Here is a 20,246-nt window from a genome sequence, read left to right as displayed (position 1 = left end):
TCGGGGACACGGGGGCTCCGGGTGGTGCCCGCGCCGGGGGGGGGGGGGCGGGGGGGGGGGGCCCCCGGCGGCTCGCCCGCCAGCTGGTGGGCTGGCAGGCGAATAATACTCAAACGAATAGGTAATGCAATACCCAAACGAATTGACTAAAGCGCGATGATCTGCCGTTCAGGCGTCAGAGCTTCCGTCGGGCGGGGTGTCGTGGTGCTTGAGCACTGAAGCCATGGCGGGGTTGTGGCGCTTGTTGCGAGTTGGACCGGGCCACGATCCACATCGGACATTTGCCTACTGAAATAGATCCAATAGGAGCGAAGGAATGAACAGGATTCCTGTTTTCATCGTCATAGCGCTGTTGTCTGTCTCAACCTCAGGCATCGCAGCTGAACAGCCTGAAGTGCGCGCAGGAAAAGAAGTTGTCACTCGGAATTTCAGTGACCCTCTGAGCGCACAGTTCCGCAATCTGAGCATTGCCCGTGGCAAAGAGAAGGTTCGCCTATGCGGAGAGGTAAATGCTAAGAACGCTTTCGGTGCGTATGTAGGCTTTCGCCGGTTTGCGACCATGGAAGACACGGCCCTGATAGAGAATCCAGCCGATCCTCCGACCCTTGCTCAGGCCACTCTCAATGTCATCGATAGCTTGTGCAAGGACGCCACGCCAGTGGTGGGCGAGGCATCGACTTAGCTATGCCCAGGTTGGAGTGTCATCAGCCCAATGGGCGGCGCGATGATTCCGCTTTACGTGGAGGCTCATAAGCCTCCACGGCCACTGCGATCGACCACTCGGCCTATGACGTGGACGTTGGCAGCGTCCTCTCCCGACAAGATTTCATCGGGATAAAGCACTTTGTCATTGTTGTCGCTGACGACCCGGAGCTTTCCGTCAGATGTTTTGAACAGCCGCTTGATCTTCACATCGGGCTCCACCCCGCCCGTTGTGAAAACGTATACCCGGCCATCCAGGATGCTGCGACTGTCAGCAGTGTTTACGGCTATTCGATCGCCATGGAACAGCGTGCGCTCCATGCTGTCACCAGTGACCTTCATGACCACGATATCTTCAGGTCGTGCGCCGATTGAACGAAACCACGAGAGCTGATAGGTCATGCGGTATTGAGTCTGCACGAACTCCGGGACTCTAGCTCCTGGCCCCGCGGAAACGACCACATCCACCTCGGCAACGGCCACTTCCCGCTCAGGATCTAGGCCATCCCCCTCATCCGCGGCCTTCACTCTGTAGGCCCGAATAGCCCCATCTCGCATTGTAGTGATGGAGCTGATATCCGTACGAAGCGACTCAACCGTTGTGCCGAAGTACTCGGCCAAGGGGCGCAATGTGCTGTCACGAGGATCTTCAACTCGCCCGCTAAGTATCCTATGGATCGTCGGTTGAGGCACACCAGTGTTGCGGCTCAGTTGGTTTTCACTGAGTCCCCCTTCGTGCCGCATCAGCTCCCGCAAGTTCAATGCCAATTTATTCATTGGCGAATTGTCCAAGGCATCTGGCTAGGCGCATAGATCGATTGCGCATTGCATATCCTATTCGTTTGCGTATAGGATGCTGCCCCATGACCCCTCGTGAAGCCGTCCTCAGTCTCATCGCCCATGGCTGGTCCGAGTCCCGGATTGCCAAGGAAGTGGGTACTTCCCAGCCAACTATCCACCGGATCAAACGTGGAACGCAGGTCCGTGGAGCCAGCTTCGAGACGTCAATTGCAGTGATAGAGCTTGCAAAGCGCGATGTCTCGCTAACTGAGGAGGGGCGCTCATGCGATGCCTGATTCCTTTGACTGACGAAATGGGTAATGCCGAGGTCGGCGTTCTGCTCGATGCCCCGCTGCTCGAACCGATGCCGGATAGCGAGCTCTGCCTCACCAGCGACGAGTGGGTATCGCTCCTGGCCGAGCGCACCCGCGCGGGCCACCCGCTGCATTTCGCGGAGGTCCGCCTCAATGGCTGACCTGGTTCCCAGCGAATCCACCAAGGCCCAACGGAGGCCCATCATGCGCAACCTGATCGAACGCGCACGCATCACCGTGCGTGATTGGCTGACCGCGCCAAGCGCCGCTGAGAGGGCCGTGCTCGATGCAAAGACGGAAGCCCGTAACGCAAAGCGCGAGCGCCTGATCGAGCAGCACATCAATCGGGGAGGGGTATGGCCCTGGCCGCGCGTGCATACGCACGAAGGTGATCCACCAGTGACTGCCGTTCTGCGGAGGCGCGCTGACATGCACCACCAACGCTCTGATCGAAAGATCCTCGGCTGCGTGCCGAACCTATCGTCACCCGACGAATTGGCCGATGCGGTCAGTCGTTCTGATCGGCGGCTCGAGCGCGCGCTTCTAGCGCCTGCGTCCAGAGCGCAATCCGGTTCTTCAGTTCCGCTGAGGAATGCTTCATGTCCTCGTTGCCAAGATGCCCAACAGCCCGCTCCGGGTAGTAACCGGCCATCTTGGATTGCCAGTGCTGTAAAGCGACTTGCGGGTCTTCTATCCGGTCGAGGAGCAGCGAAATGAGGATGGCATCCACCTCGATACGCTGCGACAGCGCCATCAGGAGCTGCTGCAGCGAAGTGATCAGCTCGAAGGCCTTCCCGAGTTTTTCCTCGCCAGGGCCAATAGCTATCTGTTCCATGCTGGTCTCCGGTAGTGGTGATGTGGTCGCACGCACATCCTACCGACAGGCCAGCTCCTTTGTGGGTGCGGAGGTGGGCCATGCGCAAGCCTAGTGACGAGCTGGCGCTGGATCGGCTACGGCAGCCTACGGCGCAGCGCACTGCGCTACCCATTGGCCGAATCCTTCGCTGGTTGCTGGCGGTGCTGCTTGCTGTCGGCGGCCTGCTGCTGTTCGCGCTGGGGTTGGCAGGGAAGCAGCAGGATGGCCGCCACGCCACCGAGACCGGTGTGCGCGTTGTACCAGTGCATGGGCTGGAGCTTGATCAAGAGGATGTTGTCGTCCATGGCCTGGATTCTCGGGCCAACCCGGGGCGGCGCGCATGAAGCCCGGGCCTCAATATCTGATGCCGCGCCAGGCGGTGATCTACCGCTACACCGAGCGCATGCTGCGGGAGACCGGAACCAATCGGCGCACGTTCGGCATGGTGGTTGCAGACCGCTACCTGCAGATGGTGGCCGAGGACGACCGGGATGTTCCGTTTCGCCTGACGAAAGGCGCAGGCGCCGACGGCGATAAGAAGCACAACGGCCAGATCATCGGCCGCTTCCTCGACGGTGTGGTCAAGAAGCTGCCGGCGGATCTGGAAGACGTGTGGGTGCTCAGTCTTCCGGAGCCGTATCGCACGGAATGCGAGCGGGATCTGGCGCGGCGCCGCGGCATGCTGGCCGTGCCCATCCCCGTCGATGGCGGCATACAGGTGGCCAGCGTGGCCGAGTTGATGGGGCGCTACGGTGACCTGTTGATTGCCCTGGGGCCGGCCATCGAGAACGGCAGCTTCGGCCCGGAGGACCTGCCGTTCAAGCATCGCATCAATGTGGCTGGCGACGACGTGATCGCGGCCGTCCTCGGCGTGCGGCGTGAGCTGGAAAAGGGAGTCAGCGCTGGAGCTCCTGGTGCTTGACGTGGCCACCTACCGCGCGCCCCGGGCACCACGCTTCCACTGCCGCAGGGCAGTCGGGGAAGTTGGTCGCCGGGCGATCGCCGAAGCCATGCAACTGCTCTACGGCAACGTGCCAGGGTTGCTGGGCGATGAAGCATTGGCCGAGCGCGAAAGGCTCCGGCTCGAAGCCGAAGCGGAGAACGATCGGCAAGGCGAACTGCACCTGGAGGACAGGCATTGACTGTCAGCCACTGGTTGCTGTTCGCCATGCAGCGGCTGGCCAACGTGCCCGCCGACAAGCGCGATGACGTGATCGCAACCCTTCCCCAGGCATGCCCGCATTCCAACTGCACCACCGGCATGGGATGCCGGGCCTATGTCGCCTCGGTCGTCGGCAGTGCCGTCGAGCAGAAGCGGCGCATCTGCGAGGCACGGCACCACATCCGCCGCGGCTGCAACACCCCCGACAAAGTGAACCAGTTGATGAAGACCGTTGCAGGCATCCGCGGGCAAGCGGCGGCCGAACTGCTGCGCGCCGACATGCGTGCGGAATGGAAGACCCGAAACACCTGGTTGCGGGGTGGAATGTGATGGCTGCGCCAGCTTCCCAACCCCGCACCCCGGGATCTGCGAAAGAGGGCCATGCAATCGCAGCCTCCGCGGCGCCCTTTGGCGGATGCGAGAAGTTCTCGTTTGCATGCCAGAGTGGGTCCTCCCCCCATATCCGCCCTATGCGGGTAGCGGAGCCGCAAAATTGGGGTAGTCAGTCGGGTCGTAAGTTACTGAAATTGCAGGAGGGTGCTGTGCCGGCCATCCGCTGGACAGCCCGCCTACCGCATTTCGCGCGGAGGCCTGCGACGCCATGATCGGCAGCAACTACGACGACGTCCTGGCCCAGCTCGCCGCCGCCGGCCTGCTGATACCTGGCAACCGCCTTGAGATCGACAAGCAGCGGCCGGTGCGCGTACGCGTCGACGGCGGCGGCAAGGAGAAGCGCGGCTGGTACCTGCTGAAACACTGGGCGCCCAGCGTCGATCGGCTGCTGATCGTCGGGTCCTTCGGCGTCTGGCGCGGCGACGACAACGGCGCGCAGAAGGTGGCGCTGCCGGACGACGACACCGGCCGCATCACGCCAGAGCAGGCCCAGGCGATGAAGCGCGTGTGGGCCGATGCGGCGAAGGCGGCGGAGCTGCAGCGCAAGCAGGAGGCGGAGACTGCCGCGGCCACCGCCACGAAGGCGTGGGCACGGCTGCTGCTCGAGGGCGAGTCTCCCTACCTGCAGCGCAAGGGCGTGCTGGGCTACGGCCTGAAGTTCACGCGCAACCACACCGCCGTCGTGCCGCTGACCGACATCGCCGGCAAGATCCACGGCCTGCAGTTCCTGCGGTCGGCCAAGCAGGCCGAGGAAGGCCGTCGACCGACGAAGGAATTCTGGCCTGCAGGCCTGGTCAAGAAGGGCCACTTCCACCTGCTCGGCCATTCGCCGCACTGGATCGTCCTGGTCGCGGAAGGCTATGCCACCGCTGCGTCACTGCATGCGGCAACCGGCTACCCGGTCGCCTGTGCATTCGATGCGGGCAACCTGCAACCTGTCGCTGAAGCCCTACGCAAACGCTACAAGCTGGCGAAGGTGCTGATCTGCGCCGACGACGACATCCTGGGTAAATGCGCCGATCGCGAATGCCGTGAACGCATTGCGCTGCCGTTGCACCCGACCGACTGCCCGAAGTGCGGCAAGCCGCATCGCTACAAGAACACGGGCATCGAAGCGGCGAGTACCGCGGCGATGGCGGTCGGCGGGGAGTGGCTCCCCGTCAGGTTCACCAACCAGGACGAGCGCATCGCCCAGTACCTCGCCGGCCGCGGCAAGGATTCCGACTTCAACGACCTGCATGCGCTCGAGGGTCTGGCCGCCGTCGGTGGCCAGGTGCAGGCGCGTCTCTCGGAACTGAAATGGGCGCCACCGGCCCTGCGCGCGGTTTCTTCCTCCAAGCCCGGGGAACGGGGCGGGAAGCTTCGCCCCATTCAAGACCTCGGAGAGCTGCTCGAGCGCTACTCGCTGATCTACGGCGGCGGCGGTGCGGTGTTCGATCACTGCGAGCACACTCTGCTGCCGCTGGCCGATATGAAGAACGCCTGCGTCCGTCCCGAGCTGCACAAGGCATGGATGGAACATGCCGATCGCGACATCGTGCGACCCACCGAGGTGGGCTTCGATCCCGCCGGCGAGGACCCGGCAGTGACCTGCAACCTGTGGGGGGGCTGGCCGACAAAGCCGGTGCCAGGCAAGTGCGATCGCATCATCGAGCTGCTGCAGTACTTGTGCAGCGGCGAACGCAACAGCCGGGAACTGTTCCAGTGGGTGCTGCGCTGGTGTGCTTACCCGATCCAGCATCCCGGCGCGAAAATGAAATCCACCGTCGTCGTGCACGGCGGCCAGGGTGCCGGCAAAAACCTGTTCTTCGAAGCGGTCATGGCCCTCTACGGGCAATACGGCAGCATCCTCGATCAGAACGCGCTCGTCGACAAACACAACGATTGGGCCAGCCGCAAGCTGTTCCTGATCGCGGACGAGGTCGTCGCGCAGGCGCATCGCTTCGAGCAGAAGAACCTGCTGAAGGTCCTGGTGACCGGAACGAAGATCCGGATCAACCCGAAGCACATCGCCGCGTACGACGAGGTCAATCACGTCAACCTGGTGTTCCTCTCCAATGAGCAGATGCCTGTCGTGCTCGAAGAGGACGACCGCCGGCATTGCATCATCTGGACGCCGCCGAAAAAGGACCCCGCCTACTACAAGGCCATCATGGACGAGATGGCCAACGGTGGCCTGGCGGCGTTCCACGACTACCTCCTCAACGTCGACCTGGGCGATTTCAACCCAGGAACGCTCCCGCCTGACACGGAGGCCAAGCGCGACCTGATCGCGCTCGCACAGGACAGCCCCGTCGATTTCATCGATGCCCTGTCGAACTGGGAAATCCCCCCGCTCAAGCCCATGCCGGGCCTCACGGAGGAGTGGTATCAGGTGTACCGGCGCTGGTGCGACGGCGCGGGCATCAAGCCCGCCTCGCTCAAGCGCTTCGTCAGCACCATCGAGAAGCGCCGCGGCATTCGTACCAGCCGGAAGGGGCATCGGCAGCTGGTCAACATCACCAACCCGCTGTCCACCCTGCTGTTCGGCTTCAGTGCCCCGGAAGGGACTGTCGAGGCGGATTGGCTGGGCGAGCAGATCCTGGCGATGCGCAATCGCAAGACCGACTACCTCTCCGGCAACCGGACCGACGCGGATGCTTGGCAGGAGAAGTCCTCGTCGTGGCCCGGAGATCAGTCATGACGCGCACATCTGCCTTGCGGCATTTGCCGGCAAGTTTGCGGCCAACCTTGCGGGCAGAAATACCGCCAATGCTGGCTCTCTGCGGCATTGCCGGGTCAATGCGCGCCCGCGTGTACGGGGGTAGCGCCCGGAAGTTGCGGGCAGGCGCGTGCGCAGGCGCGCCCGCACGGGGCGGATGCCCGCAGACGGCGCAATGCCGCAGAGACGTAGGCCCAGTGCGGGTTTGCGTGATTGCGCATCCCGCAGGCATCCCCGCAGACGCCCAGCGATGCCGCAGTGCGCCCACGCTCGCGCGCAGGGGGATCAACCCTTCTCGATTGAAAAAAAGTTTGAAGGAGGATCTGACTCATGGCTGAGGGCATGGCCCCTGCGCTGGAGATGGGCTTTCGTGAATTCGCTACCCGCATGGGCTGGCGGCCCAGCTACATCACCCAACTCAAGAAGGAAGGCCGTCTGGTGCTCACGGCCGATGGCCGCCGCGTGCTCGTCAACGAATCCATCGAGCGCATCGCCGCGACGCGCGACCCATCGCGGGCCGGGGTGCGCGAACGACATGCCGCCGGGCGCGATGTTCCGCTGGCTGCCGCCATGCCGGCCTCGACGGAAGCCACCAGCGAGCCCGGTGCCGGTAGCTTGTCCATCGATGAGCTGGCCGAGGACGCCGACCTGGCGCTCAACAGTCCCCACCAGCTGCGCCGGGCCAAGGCGTTGGCTGACAAGGAAGAAGCGCTCGCGCGCAAGACCTTGCGCGAGGAAGCCATCGAGATGGGCCAGTTGCTGGTGAAGGACGAGGTGCTGTCGACCATCGCCGACAGCATCGTGCAACTGCGCAGCAGCCTGGAGCTGCTGCCCCCTACGCTGGCGCCGGCGCTGGCCGCCCTGGACGACGAGGACGAAGTCCGGGTGATGCTGCGCGATGCGATCGAGAAGGCGCTGGAGACGTTGTCGCGGAAGCTGTCCAGCGTGGGGCGTGCTGAAGCATGAGTACAGCGCCGCAGCTCGCGCAGTATGGAAATGCGCGCCATGAGGTGAGGCGCTCGATCAGCCGTGCCATCGCACCGCGGCGCCCGAGCCTGGTCAGCGAATGGGCCACCCGGAACCGAAAGCTGTCGCGCAAGGGCAGCGCGATTCCCGGGGACTGGAACAACGAACGCAATCCGCTGCTGGTCGAGATCATGGATTGCTTCAGTGCGCGCAGCCCGGTGCACGACGTTGTGGGCATGCTGCCGATCCAGTTCGGCAAGTCGGAGATGGAAGCCAACATCCTTGGCTACACCATGTGCGAGAACCCGCAGCCGATCATGGTCGTGCTACCGGGCGAGGTCTCGGCCAACAAGTGGATCGACCAGAAGCTCAACCCCTTGGTCGACGAAACGCCGGCTGTGCAGAAGGTGCTTACCAGCACCAACAGCCGCGAGTCGTCCAACCGGCGTTCGTTCAAGGATTTCCAGGGCGGCCAGCTCTACATCGAGCACGCCGGCAACCCTGTGCGCCTGAAGGGTACGTCCGCCGGCCTGATCCTGGTCGACGAATTCTCCAGCTTCGCCACCCAGCTCAAGTCCGGCGATGACCCGGACGAGATGCTCAACGGCCGCAGCTCCGCGTTCCCCAGCACCTACAAGCGCCTCAAGGTCGGCACGCCCGAAATCGCCGGCCTGTGCCGCGTCTCCGCGCTCTATGCCGAATCCGACCAGCGCCGCTGGCATTGGCCGTGCCCGGACTGTGGCCACGAGCAGCCCTTCGAGTGGGCCGGCCTGCACTGGACTCCGGATGGCAAGCGCTGCTGGTATGCCTGCCGCGAATGCGGTGTCGTCATTGAAGAGCACCAGAAAACGCGCCTGATCGCTGCCGGCCGCTGGGTGGCCGAGAACCCGGGTGCGAAGGTGCGCGGCTACCACGCCAACGCGCTGTACTACCCGATGGGCCTGGGGCCGCGCTGGATCGACCTGGTCGATATGTGGCTGAAGGCTCAGGGCGATCCAGCAAAGCTCAAGACCTTCATCAACGATCGTCTGGCCGAGCCTTGGGAAGACAAGTCCACCGCGAAGGCAAAGCCGAACCTCATCAAGGACCGCCTGGAAACCTACCGGCTGCGCATCGCGCCCGTCGGTGTGCTCGCGCTCACTGCTGGCGTGGACACACAGGACGATCGTCTGGCCGTGCAGATCCTCGGCTGGGGGCGCGGCATGACCTGCTGGGTATTGGACTACGTGGAGCTGTCCGGCGACCCGGCTGACGATGAGGTGTGGGCCAAGCTCACGGACCTGCTCAATCGCCCCATCGCGCACCAGCGCGGCGGCCTCCTTCATATCGAAGCAACAGCGATCGATGCAGGTGGCCACCGCACCGAGGCCGTCAAGCACTACTGCCGTCAACGCCGCATTCGCCGCGCCATGTGCATCTTCGGCGCCAAGCCCAACAACGCCCCGGTTCTCGGCCGCCCGAAGCTGGAGGACGTCAACTACAAGGGGAAGCTCGACAAGAAGGGCGTGCACATCTACCAGGTGGGCACCATCCTGATCAAACAGTGGCTTTTTCCGCGTCTCGGCGGCGATGCCGACCGCCTGCCGGAGGCCCGGCTGGTGCACCTGAGCGAGGACCTGGACGACTTCTACATCGACGGTCTGGTCAGCGAGAAGTACAACCCCAAGACCGGGCGCTACGAGAAGATCCGTGGCGGCATCCGCAACGAACCACTGGACACCTTCGTCTACGCCTACGCTGCCGCCCACCACCAGGACCTGCGCCTGCATCGCGCCGGTGCGGCGGACTGGGATGCCCGCGAGCAGCGGATCATTGAACTGGCGCGGGACCAGTTCACCGTCGTTTCCCGTGGAACACGCCAGACCAACCAGGTCGAGATTCGACCGGTCGAGGATTCCCGTGAAACATCGCCCTCGGCCCCATCGTTCCATCTGCCCGTGCGCGCGGCGCTGGACGCCATCCTGTGCAAGCTTGACCGCGCCCCGGATGACACCATCACCGCCGACGAAATGATGCTCTGGCGCGATGCCCGCGGCGGTACGGCAGATGAGGCATCGGTCTTGTCGGCCATGGTCGAGCAACTGGCAGCGGCGCCGGAGTCCCGCATGGCACAGTCACTGCCGGACACGCTGGTAGCGCACGCGCGCGACCTGCTACGAGGTCCAGTTGCGTCGGCTGGCCCAGCCACGCCGCGGCGCTTTGTGCGCGGCATGCGCAACGTGGGGGTGAGGTAATGGTCGAGCCAGCTGCCGAAACCCTCAGTGATGTAAAGCCGCAGCTGCGCCGCTGGGCGTGCGCCTTCCCCGAGGATCTACCGGAGGGGGCCACCATCAGCAGCGGCGACGACGACGCGGACAGGATCGAACAGATCGTCCGGCGGATGAAGAAGCAGGGGCGATGGAAGGAGGCCCGGGTGCTCCGCGTCGAGTTCGTGATGGGGGATTGCCCGGAGGCGGAACGGCTCCATCGCCTGAGCCGTCTTGGGCTGCGGATCAGCCGCACTTCGTATTACGCCTATCTGCAGTCGGCACGCGCCTTCATCGAGGGCGTGCTGTTAGGCGAACTGATGATGAGGGATGCTGCCAATGAATAGTCCGGTACTGGGGGTAGTACAAGGGCGCCGGCTGGAGTTTCTTCGGGAACTCCGGAAGGGTCCGGCCACGCCACAGGAGTTGTCCACTGCGATCGGGGTCTCCCGGGCGTATGCATCCGCCGTCCTGGGGCAGCTGTTCCTCGCCGGACACCTGGAGCGAGACCAGCTTCCCAGCGTCGGTCGAGGGCGGCCTGGCGTGATCTATACGGTCAGGGTTTCGGGAGGCGCCGATGCCCGCATCCAATAGCCTGTCGCGCGCGCGGCCGTTACCGCCGCACACCGCCATCGCCTGGCGCTTGGTATGGCCCAACGGTAGCAAGTCCGGCTGGAAGGAAATGCCGCCACGCCGGCTGCGGCCCTCCGATGGAAACCCTGCAATCGAGTTTGCATACACGCCATGCCCGCACTGCCGGCATGATGTGGCAGTTGGCTGATAGAAATTTCTGGAAAAGGTGTTGCGTCCGGACGCGATCTGCCAACAATAGGTCAGCGGCAGGGTAAGCCGCTACGCAAGCCCCGCCATCGCGGGGCTTTTTCGTGCCCCGGCCTACGAAACAGGACCGATGGCCGACCTCCAGCAACAACTCGATGAAGCGATCGCCGCGCGCCATGCATGGCGCACCGGCAAGACGCGCACCGCGGCGGCGTTCGGCGATCGCCGCATCGAGTATTCCGTCGAAGGCATGAAGCAGCTGGATGCGTACATCGCCCAGTTGCGCCGGGCAATCAGCGGTGTGCCGCGCGGTCGCAACCGCATCACCTACGCGGTGCCGGACTGATGGCCGGCTCCCGCGCCCCCTCGTCGGCATCCCTGGCCGCCAGCCGCCTCGCGGCGGTAGTGCCGTTCGACCGCATGCAGCGGCAAGCCGATGCGGCCCAAGCAGGGCTGCGCGCCAGCGCCACCGAAATCCAGGGCACCCGCTGGCGCGGTGCCTCGCGCACCTTGCGCAGCCTGCAGAACTGGATCGCACCGGTCGGCAGCGCCACCAGCGATCTGCCCGCATCCGAGCAGCGCACCCTGCGTGCGCGATCGCGCGATGCCAGCCGCAACCACATGCCGGCCCGCGCGGCGCTGATGCGCTGCCGTACCAGCATCGTCGGCACCGGGCTGGTATGCCGGCCGGCCGTCGACCATGAGGCGCTCGGCATCACCGCGGCCGAGGCAGCGGTGTACAACGCGCAGCTGCGCATGGGCTGGGAGCGCTACGCGGAAAATCCGCTCGAGTGCGACTACGAGGGCACGTTCGACATCTATGGCCTGCAGGGCCTGGCGTTGCTGTCGGCCATGTCCAGCGGCGACGTGTTCGCGATCACGCCCATGCATCGCCGTCCGGGCGGTGTCTCGGAGCTCAAGCTGCAGCTGGTCGAGGCTGATCGCATCTCCAATCCCAACGATGCGGCCGACACGCCCAGCTGCATCGATGGCATCCAGTTCCAGGATGGCATGGCAGTGGGGTGCTGGGTACGCAGCACCCATCCCGGCGACCGCATCGACGCACGCATGCCCAGCTGGCGCTACTACCCGGCGTTCGGCGAGCAGACCGGCCGCCGCCGCGTCATCCAGGTGTGGAACGACAAGGAGCGTCCGGGCCAGGTCCGTGGCGTTCCCTTCCTGGCTCCGGTGCTGGAACCGCTGAAGCAACTGGAGCGATTCAGCGGCGCCGAGCTGATGGCCGCGGTGCTGTCGGCCATGTTGACGGTGTTCATCGAGCGCGATGCCGAAACGGAGACCGACGAGCACGGCAATCCGATCCCGGTGTTCGCTGGTGCCGATCCTGAAGGCGGCGGCGCCATCGCCCTGGGCAATGGCGCCATCGTCGACCTCGCGCCCGGCGAGAAGGCGAAGGAGGTCAATCCCTCGCGCCCGAACGCGAACTTCGACCCCTTCTTCGTTGCCATCCTCAAGCAGATCGGCGCGGCGCTGGAGCTGCCCCTCGACGTACTGCTGCTGCAGTTCAACACCAGCTACTCCGCTGCGCGCGCAGCCATGCTCGAAGCCTGGCGCATGTTCCTCTGCCGCCGCTGGATGCTGACCACCCAGTTCTGCCAGCCGGTCTACGGCCTGTGGCTGGACGAGGAAGTCGCCAGCGGCCGCATCCACTTGCCGGGCTACGGTGATCCGGCGCGGCGTCACGCCTGGTCGCGGTCGCTGTGGATCGGCCCTGCCAAGGGCTCGATGGACGAGGAGAAGGAGGCGCGCGCCGCCAAGATCCGCATCGAGAACGGCACCAGCAATGAAGCCATGGAGACGGCCGCTTCGTCCGGCGAGGACTGGAGCACCGTCTATGGCCAGCGCCTGCGCGAGATCCGCCAGCGCCAGGCCGACGGCATCTACATCTCCCCGAACAACCCGTCGCCCGCGAAGCCGTCCCCCGCCCAGGAGAGCCCGGGCGGGGCATCGCCGGACAACGAAGGAGGCAACGCGTGATCGATGCTTTCAACATCGCCAGCGGCATGCCCTGGGTCATCCAGCAGGAATCGCTGGAAACCATCCTGGCCGTGGCCCGGCGCATGGGCGATCCCGAGGCGCTGCAGACGCGCATGGGCCGTCCGCTTGACAATGCCCGCAAGGTCAGCATGCGCGACGGTGTCGCGGTGGTGCCGGTCACCGGTCCGATCTTCCGCTACGCCAACCTGTTCACCGAAATCTCCGGTGCCACCAGCACGCAGGTGCTGGCCAACGACATCCAGGCCGCCCTGGACAATCGCTATGTGCGCGGCATCGTGCTGGACATCAACTCACCTGGAGGCGAAGCCGCTGGCATCAATGAGTTGTCCAAGCTGATCCATGCCTCGCGCGGCATCAAGCCGATCCGGGCGTATGCCGGCGGAAGCATGGCATCCGGTGCGCTGTGGCTGGGCAGCGCCGCCGAGGAGATCGTCGTCGACGACACCGCGCTGCTCGGCTCGCTCGGCGTGGTCATGTCCTACCTGGACACCAGCGCCCGCGATGCGAAGTCGGATGTGCGCCGGGTCGAGATCGTCAGCAGCCAGTCCCCCGACAAGCGCCTGGACCCCGCCTCCGACGAGGGGCGCGCAAAGGTGCAGGCCATGGTCGACGCCATGGCCGACGTGTTCGTTTCCGCTGTTGCCCAGTACCGCGGCATCAGCGTCGAGAAAGTTCTGGCCGACTTCGGCCGTGGTGGCGTGCTGGTTGGCGCGGCCGCGGTGAACGCCGGCATGGCAGACCGCATCGGATCGCTCGAATCCGTGATCGCCGAGCTTGCCGGCTCCGCAAGTATCCCCAAGAGGACCACCACCATGTCCGACAGCAACAAGGGGCAGGTCACGGTTTCGACCACCGACGACCTGCGCAAGGCACTGGCAGCCGGCCATACCGGCGACCAGATCGTCATCGCCTCCAACGAAACCGCCGTCGCCGCAGCGCGCCACGAGGGCGAAGAGGCCGGCCGCAAGGCATCCACCGAAGAAGCGGTCAAGGCCGAGCGCGCGCGCATCGCCGAGATCCAGGCACTCGCCCGTCCGGGCTTCGATGCCGAGCTCAAGGCGGCCATCGAAGGTGGCGACAGCGCGGCCAACTTCGCACTCGCACTGATGCGCGCTGCCGCCGACCGCGGCGTCACGCTCGAGGCCATCCGCAAGGATGCGCCGCCCCCGGCCGCCCATGCCAAGCCCGGCGAGAGCGATGGCGCGGACAAGCCGTCCATTTCGGCCCAGAGCATCTTCGCCAAGCGCCGCCAGGCCATGGCCGGCACCCCCGCCAAGTAAGGACCCACGCCGATGACCACCCTCACCGAAAACAACCGCGCCGGCGACTTCCTCCTGTCGGAAGCGAACGGTACCTACTCGCGCGAGAACGAGATCCTCGCGGCGGGCAACGACCTGCAGGCCGGCGCCGTACTGGGCCGTCTCACCGCCAGCGGCAAGCTCACTGCGCTGGACCCGGCGGCCGACACTGGCGCCGAGGATGCGGCCGGCATTCTCCTGGCCACCACCCATGCCACCACCGACGTTGCCGTCGTCGCAGTCGAGCGCGATGCCGAGGTCAAGGCCGACCAGCTGGTGTGGCCGGCTGGTATCTCCACCAACGACAAGAACGCCGCGATCGCGCAGCTGGCTGCGCTCGGCATCGTCCTGCGCTGAACCAAGGAATCCCACACCATGGCTGATATCACTCTCGACGTCTTCAACGGCGACGCCTTCAATGCGGTGTCGCTGACCGACGCCATCAACAACATCCCCTTCGTCCCCGGCCGTGCCGGCCAGGTCGCGGGCTGGGAAGAAGAACCCGTCACCACCACCTCGATCATGCTCGAGGAAGTCGCCGGCGAGCTGAAGCTGGTGGACCCGACCCCGCGCGGTGGCCCGGGCCAGACGGGTGCCGGCGAAAAGCGCAATGCCCGCAGCCTGGTCGTGCCGCACTACCAGGTGGACGACTTCATCATGGCCGACAGCGTGCAGAACGTCCGCGCCTTCGGCCAGACCGGCGTCCTGGAAGTGCTGATGGACCGCGTCAACAGCCGCCTGCGCAACCTGGTCAACTGGCGCCTGGACCCGACCCTGGAATACCAGCGCGTCGGCGCCCTGAAGGGCATCATCGTCAACGCCGATGGCACCACCCTGTACAACCTGTTCACCGAGTTCGGCGTCACCCAGGAACCCGAGATCGACTTCAATCTGGATGCGGCTTCGCCGGTTGATGGCGAGCTTCGCGAGACCTGCGCGGAGATCGTCCGCACGATCGCCAACAACCTCGGTGGCGTTGCAACCGGGACGATTTTCGCCGAGTGCGGCGATGCCTTCTTCGATGCGCTGCTGAAGCATCCCGAGGTGCGCGAGTCGTACAAGAACACCGACATGGCGGCGGTGCTGCGTACGGGTTATGTGACCCCGAACGGCACCGTGTACGGCGTCTTCGAATTCGGCGGCATCGTCTGGGAGAACTACCGCGGCCGCGTGGGTGCTACCGCTTTCGTCGACACCAATGCCTGCCACATCTTCCCGATCGGTGTGCCGGGCCTGTGGCGCACCGTATACGCGCCGGCGGACTACGAGGAAACCGTCAACACCCCGGGGCTGCCGCGCTACGCCAAGCAGTATCCGTCGGCCAACGGCAAGGGCCGCCACCTCGAGGTGCAGATGAACGCCCTGAACTACTGCACCCGCCCGAAGGTGCTGATGAAGGGTAAGCGGACCTGATAGGACCGCCGCCGCACGCAGATGCCCGGGTGGCGCGTGCGGCGGCGAGTTCCTCCACCCGTAATCGAGCAGGGGCGATGAGCGACAACAGCATGAATCTCCAAGGCGCACTCGACGACAAGATGGCCAGGATTTTCCTCCGGGTCGTCGTGTGGGTCCTGCCGGGGCTGTTCATCGTCGCTGGCAGCGTCGGCAGCTACTTCCTGAGCGAGATCCTCGCCACGCAGAAGGAGCAGAGCCAGAAGCTGCAACAGGTGACCTCCGACGTACAAGTCCTCAACGCGAAGCTGGACAACGGCGTCATCTGGCGCCTCACCGAGCTCGAGCGCCGCATCAACCAGGTCGAAAACGCACAGAAGGTTCCGTGATCATGGGCATCATCAAATCGTTCTTCGCGCGCGTGCGCGCATTCTTCTACCAGTCGCAGGAATTCACGCTCTGGCTGCCCGGCCTGGTCGTGCTGGCCGTCCTGGGCTACATCGTTCTCGGCGCGGTCGTCCGCGTCGGTCCGGATGCGTTGGCCTGGCTCGCCGAACTGCCGGCGCTGTGTGCCTACGCCGCCGCGTGGCTGGCGTTCTCCTGGGCGATCAAGGCCGTCTACATGCACGACATCCCGCGTGCGGCCGAGGTGGACCTGCAGGCGAAGGTGCTCGCTGGCGACCGTGCTGCCCGCTGGCTGCTCGTGAAGGATCGGCTCGAGACCTTCGGCGCGCTGCTCCTGTCGCTTGCGTTCTTCTGGCCGGCCCGGTGATCACCATGCGCACCCCGGCCTGGCTCCTGATTTCGCTGCTTGCCGCCTGTGCTGCCGCACCGGCGCCGGCAGCGTTGCCGCTCGTCGTGACGACGCCGGCGCCGATGACCGCGCGCGTGGACGCGGCTGTCGAGGAAGTGCAGTCCACGACGGCTGTGCATGCAGCATCGGCCGTGTCGGCGATGCGCGAAGCTGTGCAAGCCGTGGTGCCGGCGCCGGTCGCAGACGAGCCGCCGCTCGTCTCGCCGGCGGCGGTCGCCCATATCGTGCGCTGGGAGGTCACCAGTCCGTCGTACTACAGCAGCCGGCTGCAGTGGCCCATCTGGCCAGGCGGCGCCAGCGGCGTGACCTGGGGTATCGGCTACGACGGCGGGCACCAGTCCGCGCGCGCAATCGCCCAGGACTGGAGCGCCCACCCGGCCGCCTCGCGCCTGGCGGGTACCGCTGGCATCACGGGCATCGCTGCCCGTGATGCGTTGCCCCGGTACCGGGACATCGTCGTGCCTTTCGGCCTGGCCGAGCGCGTGTTCGTCGACGCATCGTTGCCGGTCTATCACCGTGCCACCGTTCGAGCCTACGGCGATGGCGCCCTTCAGCTCCCTGTGGATGCCTTCGGCGCGCTGCTGGGCAACACCTACAACCGCGGCGGCTCCATGGTCGGCGATCGCAACCGCGAGAAGCGGGTGATCCGCGACACCTGTATTCCTGCCGATGACCTGCTCTGCATCGGCCGGCAACTGCGCAGCCAGTGCCGGTTGTGGCGCGGAACCAGTCTCGAGGCCGGGCTCTGTGGCCGTCGCTACAGCGAGGCGGACCTGGTCGAGGGCGCGCGATGAAAGCCCTGATCGCCGGCCTGACGGTCAAGCCGCTCCTGTACGCAGTCGGCGCGTTGCTTGCTGCCATCGTGGTGATGTCCGCCGTCTGGTACGTCAGCGCCCGGAGTGCCGCCGCGGATCTGTTCGTGGCGCAGGCCGCGGCGGACTCCGCCAACGCGCTGCTGCGGACCGAGCGCACCCGCACCAGCGAACTGGCCTCAGCAAACGAGGGCTGGCAGCAGACCACCGGCGTCCTGCAGGCCGAGTTGAAAGCGGCGCAGGACCAGGCGACCGACATCCGCCAGAAGAGCGATGCCGCGGTCGCGGCCGCGCAGGCGCGTGCTGCGGATGCCGACAAGACCCTCAGGACCTTCATGGACCGCTATGCCGTCCAGGTCAAGGAAACCCACTGCGCACTCGCGCTGCAACAACTGGAGGCCACATGTCCCGCCTTTTCCGGGTACTGATCGCCATCGCACTGGTGGTAGCCCTCAGTGGCGCCACCTGCAGTCGGAAACCGGATTGCCCGCCCCTGGGGGTGGCTGTGCGCCCGGAGCCGGTCATCGTCGAGCGGCGCGTGTACGTGCCGGTGCCGCCCCGCCTGACCGAGCGCGAGCCGATCGCCGAAGGTCCCATCGCCATGTGCTTCGACGTCGCGGCCCAGCGCCGCGCCGCGCTCGAGCGCGCGAACGCCAAACTGGAACAGATCGATGCAATCCAGGCGACCGGGGTGAAGCCGTGAGCTTCGACGATGCCGTGCTCGGGGATCTGCACACCGACCTGTTCGGCGAATTCGGCGTGGATGCCATGGTCAGGCGCGGCACGGACGATCCGCAGCCCGTCCGGATCGTGGTCGACCGGAACGCGAAGAGGCTGGGCGACTATGGCCAGGTGGTGGGTCGCATGACCACCGCATCATTCCTGGTGGCGCAGTGGCAGCCGCAACAGGGCGATATCGTCGCCTGGTCCGACCGCCTTGGCGCACACGTCAAGCCGGTCGAGTCGCCTGCTCATGAGGACGACGGCTTCGTCGTCGTGGCGGTGCTGCATGGCTGACACCGTGCGCGTGAAACAGATCGTCGAACAGGTCCGCAGCGAACTGGTGCGCATCACCAAGGACAACGGATTCGAGACCGACCTCGGTGCCCACGTGTCCACTGAGCGGGCCAGCAACGGTATCCCGGCCAAGCCGCAGTGCACCGTCGCGGTGGTCGCCAAACGCCCGGCTGAGGCCTGCGGCGGCGTTTCGGTGGAGGGCATCATCGAGTTCGTGCTGCCGGCAGGCTATGACAACGCACTGTCCGTCGTCTATGACGGGGCAGACGATGTCGAGCAGCTGCTCAACGAGATGGGCGAGCGTGTGCAGGCAGGCGAGCTGATGCCCTGCGGCGCGCTGCTGCCGCTGTACGCCGGCACCGTATTCCTCGACCGGCCGGAAGGCATGCCGGTCGTCGCTGCCGAGATCACCTTCACGACGGGGTACCGCCGCTGATGGCCGCGACCGTCTCCACACATCGCCAACGTGCTACCGGCGTCGGCTTCGACCTGCAGGGCGCGCTCGACGTCCAGCGCGACCTGCAGCGCATCGACAACCGCCTGCCGTGGTTGCAGGAGCGCGCCATGCAGACGCTGCTGCGCCGGCTGCCGGTGGAGGCCCGCCGCGACATCCAGGCCGAGTACAACCTGCCGGCGGCGCGCATCCGCGATAACCTGCGGGCAAGCCTGATCGGCGGCAATACCGCCCGTGCGGCCGGCGTCCGTCTGGTTGGGCAATGGAAGCGCGGCATCGGCCTGATGAACTACAGCGCCCGGGCCACGCGCAAGGGCGTGAGCTACAGCGTGTACCGCGGCCGCCGCCAGGTGGCGCAAGGCACGTTCATCGCACGCCTGCTCGGCGGCAACCAGCAGGTCGTCGAGCGCTACGGCCCCAAGGTAGCGATGACCAGGGGCCGCTACGTCGGCCACAAGCGCCAACGGCTGGAAGTGCTCTACCGCTCCACCGTGGCCCAGATGCTGGCGCAGGGCCGTCGCCCCGAGCGCCTGCTCGACTTCTCCCGGGACGTGCTGCGCAGCGAGATGCGCCGCCTGCTCGACAGCTACGACTACTGACCCCTGACTCAACCTTTGCCGGCGGTGCCGGCACCACCGGAGAACCACAGCAATGAAAGACTTTTCCTTCCAGGGCCGCATCGAACTTGGCACCCGCCTCGCCGGTGGCAAGCCCGGCCAGCTCACTTGGGTGGGCGACCAGTCCTCCTGCGAGCTTCGCTTCAACACCGAGAATGCGGACCGCACCGAACAGTTCAGCGGCCAGCGCCTGCAGTCCGCCCGCCTGCGCCAGTCCACCACCGTCGAGCTGAACCTGGTGCTGCGCTACGGCACCACCCACAACCTGCAGCTGGGACTGTTTTCCACCCCGCAGATGGTCTCCGCGGCCACCGTGGTAGACGAGCTCCTCCCTGAAGGCCTCGTCGCCGGCAGCCGCATCGTGCTGGACAAGCCGGCCAACGTGCAGGACCTGGTGATCGAGGATGCCAGCGGCTCGCCTGTTACCCTGGTCGCCGGCGAAGACTACCGCCTGGAGAGCCCGCACAGCGGCATCATCGAGATGCTCGACGTGTCCACGCTGACCCAGCCGTTCAGCGCTAGCTACAAGCACGACGCCTTCACCAGCCTGCCGTTCTTCACCGCCCAGCCGCCCGAGCGCTACCTGTACCTCAACGGCATCAATACGGTGAGCGGCGAGCGGGTGCGCCTGCACCTGTACCGCGTGCAGTTCAACCCGTTCGACACCCTGGCGCTGATCAACCCCGAGTTCGGCGAGCTGCCGTTGTCGGGTACCGCCATGTTCGACGTGGAGACGGCCGACGATCCGCTGCTGGGTGGCTTCGGCCGTATCGAACTGCCCTCGGAGGCGTAATGGCCAGGCTGCTCGATGGCGCCTCCGGCCCCGCCAAGCCGTCCCCCGCCCCCCGCGCCCCCCCCGCGGCGGGGCCGCCCCACCGCAACCCCGCCAAAACCCCCCCCATCAACCGCGCCCGCGGGCCGGGGCG

The 20,246-nt window shown here is 65.8% G+C and carries 26 protein-coding genes; 24 read left to right on the top strand and 2 right to left on the bottom strand.

The features are described from left to right. Positions 1-316: 316 nt before the first annotated feature. Positions 317-682: a hypothetical protein gene (locus tag QMX78_RS12650; protein ID WP_282270036.1), complete on the top strand. Its 366-nt coding sequence runs from the start codon at positions 317-319 to the stop codon at positions 680-682. A gap of 65 nt (positions 683-747) precedes the next feature. Here the strand turns inward: QMX78_RS12650 and QMX78_RS12645 are convergent, their stop codons facing one another. Next, positions 748-1,479 carry an XRE family transcriptional regulator gene (locus QMX78_RS12645; RefSeq protein WP_282270034.1) on the bottom strand — a complete coding sequence of 244 codons (732 nt, stop codon included), beginning with the start codon at positions 1,477-1,479 and terminating at the stop codon, positions 748-750. Positions 1,480-1,765: 286 nt separating this feature from the next. On the opposite strand from QMX78_RS12645, the gene QMX78_RS12640 reads away from it, so the two are divergent. Beyond that, the gene (locus QMX78_RS12640; RefSeq protein WP_282270032.1) at positions 1,766-1,957 is read left to right on the top strand and encodes a hypothetical protein; all 192 of its coding nucleotides are present in this window, start codon (positions 1,766-1,768) and stop codon (positions 1,955-1,957) included. Positions 1,958-2,304: 347 nt separating this feature from the next. On the opposite strand, the gene QMX78_RS12635 is transcribed toward QMX78_RS12640, so the two are convergent. Then, positions 2,305-2,631, bottom strand: coding sequence for a hypothetical protein (locus QMX78_RS12635; RefSeq protein ID WP_282270031.1), 327 nt, complete (start codon positions 2,629-2,631; stop codon positions 2,305-2,307). Between the two features lie 80 nt (positions 2,632-2,711). On the opposite strand from QMX78_RS12635, the gene QMX78_RS12630 reads away from it, so the two are divergent. The 22 genes from QMX78_RS12630 (at position 2,712) to QMX78_RS12525 (ending at position 20,113) form a co-directional block, all read left to right on the top strand. After that, on the top strand, positions 2,712-2,996 hold the full coding sequence (locus tag QMX78_RS12630; RefSeq protein ID WP_282270029.1) for a hypothetical protein: 285 nt from the start codon (positions 2,712-2,714) through the stop codon (positions 2,994-2,996). Then, positions 2,993-3,574, top strand: coding sequence for a hypothetical protein (locus QMX78_RS12625; RefSeq protein ID WP_282270027.1), 582 nt, complete (start codon positions 2,993-2,995; stop codon positions 3,572-3,574). The genes QMX78_RS12630 and QMX78_RS12625 overlap by 4 nt, the downstream gene beginning before the upstream one ends. Next, entirely contained in the window at positions 3,567-3,794 is a 228-nt protein-coding gene (locus tag QMX78_RS12620; protein WP_282270025.1) for a hypothetical protein, read from the top strand. Before QMX78_RS12625 ends, QMX78_RS12620 begins: the two co-directional genes overlap by 8 nt. Beyond that, on the top strand, positions 3,791-4,144 hold the full coding sequence (locus tag QMX78_RS12615; RefSeq protein ID WP_282270023.1) for a hypothetical protein: 354 nt from the start codon (positions 3,791-3,793) through the stop codon (positions 4,142-4,144). The genes QMX78_RS12620 and QMX78_RS12615 overlap by 4 nt, the downstream gene beginning before the upstream one ends. 271 nt (positions 4,145-4,415) lie before the next feature. Beyond that, entirely contained in the window at positions 4,416-6,890 is a 2,475-nt protein-coding gene (locus QMX78_RS12610) for a DUF5906 domain-containing protein (protein WP_282270021.1), read from the top strand. Between the two features lie 348 nt (positions 6,891-7,238). Then, a complete protein-coding gene (locus QMX78_RS12605; RefSeq protein ID WP_282270019.1) occupies positions 7,239-7,874 on the top strand; it encodes a hypothetical protein in 636 nt (211 codons plus the stop codon). Further along, positions 7,871-10,108 (top strand): phage terminase large subunit family protein, encoded by a 2,238-nt coding sequence (locus tag QMX78_RS12600; RefSeq protein ID WP_282270018.1) that lies wholly within the window; start codon positions 7,871-7,873, stop codon positions 10,106-10,108. Before QMX78_RS12605 ends, QMX78_RS12600 begins: the two co-directional genes overlap by 4 nt. Beyond that, complete coding sequence (locus QMX78_RS12595; RefSeq protein WP_282270016.1) at positions 10,108-10,467, top strand: hypothetical protein; 360 nt, start codon at positions 10,108-10,110, stop codon at positions 10,465-10,467. The genes QMX78_RS12600 and QMX78_RS12595 overlap by 1 nt, the downstream gene beginning before the upstream one ends. A gap of 563 nt (positions 10,468-11,030) precedes the next feature. Next, positions 11,031-11,246, top strand: coding sequence for a gpW family head-tail joining protein (gpW, locus tag QMX78_RS12590; RefSeq protein ID WP_282270014.1), 216 nt, complete (start codon positions 11,031-11,033; stop codon positions 11,244-11,246). Then, positions 11,246-12,895 carry a phage portal protein gene (locus tag QMX78_RS12585; RefSeq protein WP_282270012.1) on the top strand — a complete coding sequence of 550 codons (1,650 nt, stop codon included), beginning with the start codon at positions 11,246-11,248 and terminating at the stop codon, positions 12,893-12,895. The genes gpW and QMX78_RS12585 overlap by 1 nt, the downstream gene beginning before the upstream one ends. Next, positions 12,892-14,196: a S49 family peptidase gene (locus QMX78_RS12580; protein ID WP_282270009.1), complete on the top strand. Its 1,305-nt coding sequence runs from the start codon at positions 12,892-12,894 to the stop codon at positions 14,194-14,196. The genes QMX78_RS12585 and QMX78_RS12580 overlap by 4 nt, the downstream gene beginning before the upstream one ends. A gap of 12 nt (positions 14,197-14,208) precedes the next feature. After that, positions 14,209-14,571 carry a head decoration protein gene (locus tag QMX78_RS12575; RefSeq protein WP_282270007.1) on the top strand — a complete coding sequence of 121 codons (363 nt, stop codon included), beginning with the start codon at positions 14,209-14,211 and terminating at the stop codon, positions 14,569-14,571. A gap of 18 nt (positions 14,572-14,589) precedes the next feature. Continuing rightward, on the top strand, positions 14,590-15,627 hold the full coding sequence (locus QMX78_RS12570) for a major capsid protein (RefSeq protein ID WP_282270005.1): 1,038 nt from the start codon (positions 14,590-14,592) through the stop codon (positions 15,625-15,627). Positions 15,628-15,704: 77 nt separating this feature from the next. Further along, positions 15,705-15,995, top strand: a complete 291-nt coding sequence (locus QMX78_RS12565) for a hypothetical protein (RefSeq protein ID WP_282270003.1) — start codon at positions 15,705-15,707, stop codon at positions 15,993-15,995. 2 nt (positions 15,996-15,997) lie between these two features. Continuing rightward, positions 15,998-16,378, top strand: a complete 381-nt coding sequence (locus tag QMX78_RS12560) for a hypothetical protein (RefSeq protein ID WP_282270001.1) — start codon at positions 15,998-16,000, stop codon at positions 16,376-16,378. A gap of 5 nt (positions 16,379-16,383) precedes the next feature. After that, positions 16,384-17,214 (top strand): hypothetical protein, encoded by an 831-nt coding sequence (locus QMX78_RS12555; protein ID WP_282269999.1) that lies wholly within the window; start codon positions 16,384-16,386, stop codon positions 17,212-17,214. Then, the gene (locus QMX78_RS12550; RefSeq protein WP_282269997.1) at positions 17,211-17,660 is read left to right on the top strand and encodes a hypothetical protein; all 450 of its coding nucleotides are present in this window, start codon (positions 17,211-17,213) and stop codon (positions 17,658-17,660) included. Before QMX78_RS12555 ends, QMX78_RS12550 begins: the two co-directional genes overlap by 4 nt. Continuing rightward, positions 17,636-17,935: a hypothetical protein gene (locus QMX78_RS12545; protein ID WP_282269995.1), complete on the top strand. Its 300-nt coding sequence runs from the start codon at positions 17,636-17,638 to the stop codon at positions 17,933-17,935. The genes QMX78_RS12550 and QMX78_RS12545 overlap by 25 nt, the downstream gene beginning before the upstream one ends. Further along, positions 17,932-18,249, top strand: a complete 318-nt coding sequence (locus tag QMX78_RS12540) for a hypothetical protein (protein WP_282269992.1) — start codon at positions 17,932-17,934, stop codon at positions 18,247-18,249. Before QMX78_RS12545 ends, QMX78_RS12540 begins: the two co-directional genes overlap by 4 nt. After that, positions 18,242-18,685, top strand: a complete 444-nt coding sequence (locus tag QMX78_RS12535) for a hypothetical protein (RefSeq protein ID WP_282269991.1) — start codon at positions 18,242-18,244, stop codon at positions 18,683-18,685. The genes QMX78_RS12540 and QMX78_RS12535 overlap by 8 nt, the downstream gene beginning before the upstream one ends. Beyond that, complete coding sequence (locus QMX78_RS12530) at positions 18,685-19,302, top strand: hypothetical protein (RefSeq protein WP_282269990.1); 618 nt, start codon at positions 18,685-18,687, stop codon at positions 19,300-19,302. The genes QMX78_RS12535 and QMX78_RS12530 overlap by 1 nt, the downstream gene beginning before the upstream one ends. A 52-nt stretch (positions 19,303-19,354) precedes the next feature. Further along, positions 19,355-20,113 carry a hypothetical protein gene (locus QMX78_RS12525; RefSeq protein ID WP_282269988.1) on the top strand — a complete coding sequence of 253 codons (759 nt, stop codon included), beginning with the start codon at positions 19,355-19,357 and terminating at the stop codon, positions 20,111-20,113. Positions 20,114-20,246: the final 133 nt, after the last annotated feature.

The sequence above is a fragment of the Stenotrophomonas sp. PS02298 genome, assembly GCF_029959445.1.
Classification (GTDB): domain Bacteria; phylum Pseudomonadota; class Gammaproteobacteria; order Xanthomonadales; family Xanthomonadaceae; genus Stenotrophomonas.
The sequence above is the reverse complement of the archived record's forward strand: the minus strand, read 5'-3'. Positions and strand labels throughout refer to the sequence as shown.

Coding starts and splice junctions, on each gene's coding strand:
- QMX78_RS12650 (WP_282270036.1), top strand. CDS start 317: ATGAACAGGATTCCTGTTTTCATCGTCATAGCGCTGTTGTCTGTCTCA.
- QMX78_RS12645 (WP_282270034.1), bottom strand. CDS start 1,479: ATGAATAAATTGGCATTGAACTTGCGGGAGCTGATGCGGCACGAAGGG.
- QMX78_RS12640 (WP_282270032.1), top strand. CDS start 1,766: ATGCGATGCCTGATTCCTTTGACTGACGAAATGGGTAATGCCGAGGTC.
- QMX78_RS12635 (WP_282270031.1), bottom strand. CDS start 2,631: ATGGAACAGATAGCTATTGGCCCTGGCGAGGAAAAACTCGGGAAGGCC.
- QMX78_RS12630 (WP_282270029.1), top strand. CDS start 2,712: ATGCGCAAGCCTAGTGACGAGCTGGCGCTGGATCGGCTACGGCAGCCT.
- QMX78_RS12625 (WP_282270027.1), top strand. CDS start 2,993: ATGAAGCCCGGGCCTCAATATCTGATGCCGCGCCAGGCGGTGATCTAC.
- QMX78_RS12610 (WP_282270021.1), top strand. CDS start 4,416: ATGATCGGCAGCAACTACGACGACGTCCTGGCCCAGCTCGCCGCCGCC.
- QMX78_RS12605 (WP_282270019.1), top strand. CDS start 7,239: ATGGCTGAGGGCATGGCCCCTGCGCTGGAGATGGGCTTTCGTGAATTC.
- QMX78_RS12600 (WP_282270018.1), top strand. CDS start 7,871: ATGAGTACAGCGCCGCAGCTCGCGCAGTATGGAAATGCGCGCCATGAG.
- QMX78_RS12595 (WP_282270016.1), top strand. CDS start 10,108: ATGGTCGAGCCAGCTGCCGAAACCCTCAGTGATGTAAAGCCGCAGCTG.
- gpW (WP_282270014.1), top strand. CDS start 11,031: ATGGCCGACCTCCAGCAACAACTCGATGAAGCGATCGCCGCGCGCCAT.
- QMX78_RS12585 (WP_282270012.1), top strand. CDS start 11,246: ATGGCCGGCTCCCGCGCCCCCTCGTCGGCATCCCTGGCCGCCAGCCGC.
- QMX78_RS12575 (WP_282270007.1), top strand. CDS start 14,209: ATGACCACCCTCACCGAAAACAACCGCGCCGGCGACTTCCTCCTGTCG.
- QMX78_RS12570 (WP_282270005.1), top strand. CDS start 14,590: ATGGCTGATATCACTCTCGACGTCTTCAACGGCGACGCCTTCAATGCG.
- QMX78_RS12565 (WP_282270003.1), top strand. CDS start 15,705: ATGAGCGACAACAGCATGAATCTCCAAGGCGCACTCGACGACAAGATG.
- QMX78_RS12560 (WP_282270001.1), top strand. CDS start 15,998: ATGGGCATCATCAAATCGTTCTTCGCGCGCGTGCGCGCATTCTTCTAC.
- QMX78_RS12555 (WP_282269999.1), top strand. CDS start 16,384: ATGCGCACCCCGGCCTGGCTCCTGATTTCGCTGCTTGCCGCCTGTGCT.
- QMX78_RS12550 (WP_282269997.1), top strand. CDS start 17,211: ATGAAAGCCCTGATCGCCGGCCTGACGGTCAAGCCGCTCCTGTACGCA.
- QMX78_RS12545 (WP_282269995.1), top strand. CDS start 17,636: ATGTCCCGCCTTTTCCGGGTACTGATCGCCATCGCACTGGTGGTAGCC.
- QMX78_RS12535 (WP_282269991.1), top strand. CDS start 18,242: ATGGCTGACACCGTGCGCGTGAAACAGATCGTCGAACAGGTCCGCAGC.
- QMX78_RS12530 (WP_282269990.1), top strand. CDS start 18,685: ATGGCCGCGACCGTCTCCACACATCGCCAACGTGCTACCGGCGTCGGC.
- QMX78_RS12525 (WP_282269988.1), top strand. CDS start 19,355: ATGAAAGACTTTTCCTTCCAGGGCCGCATCGAACTTGGCACCCGCCTC.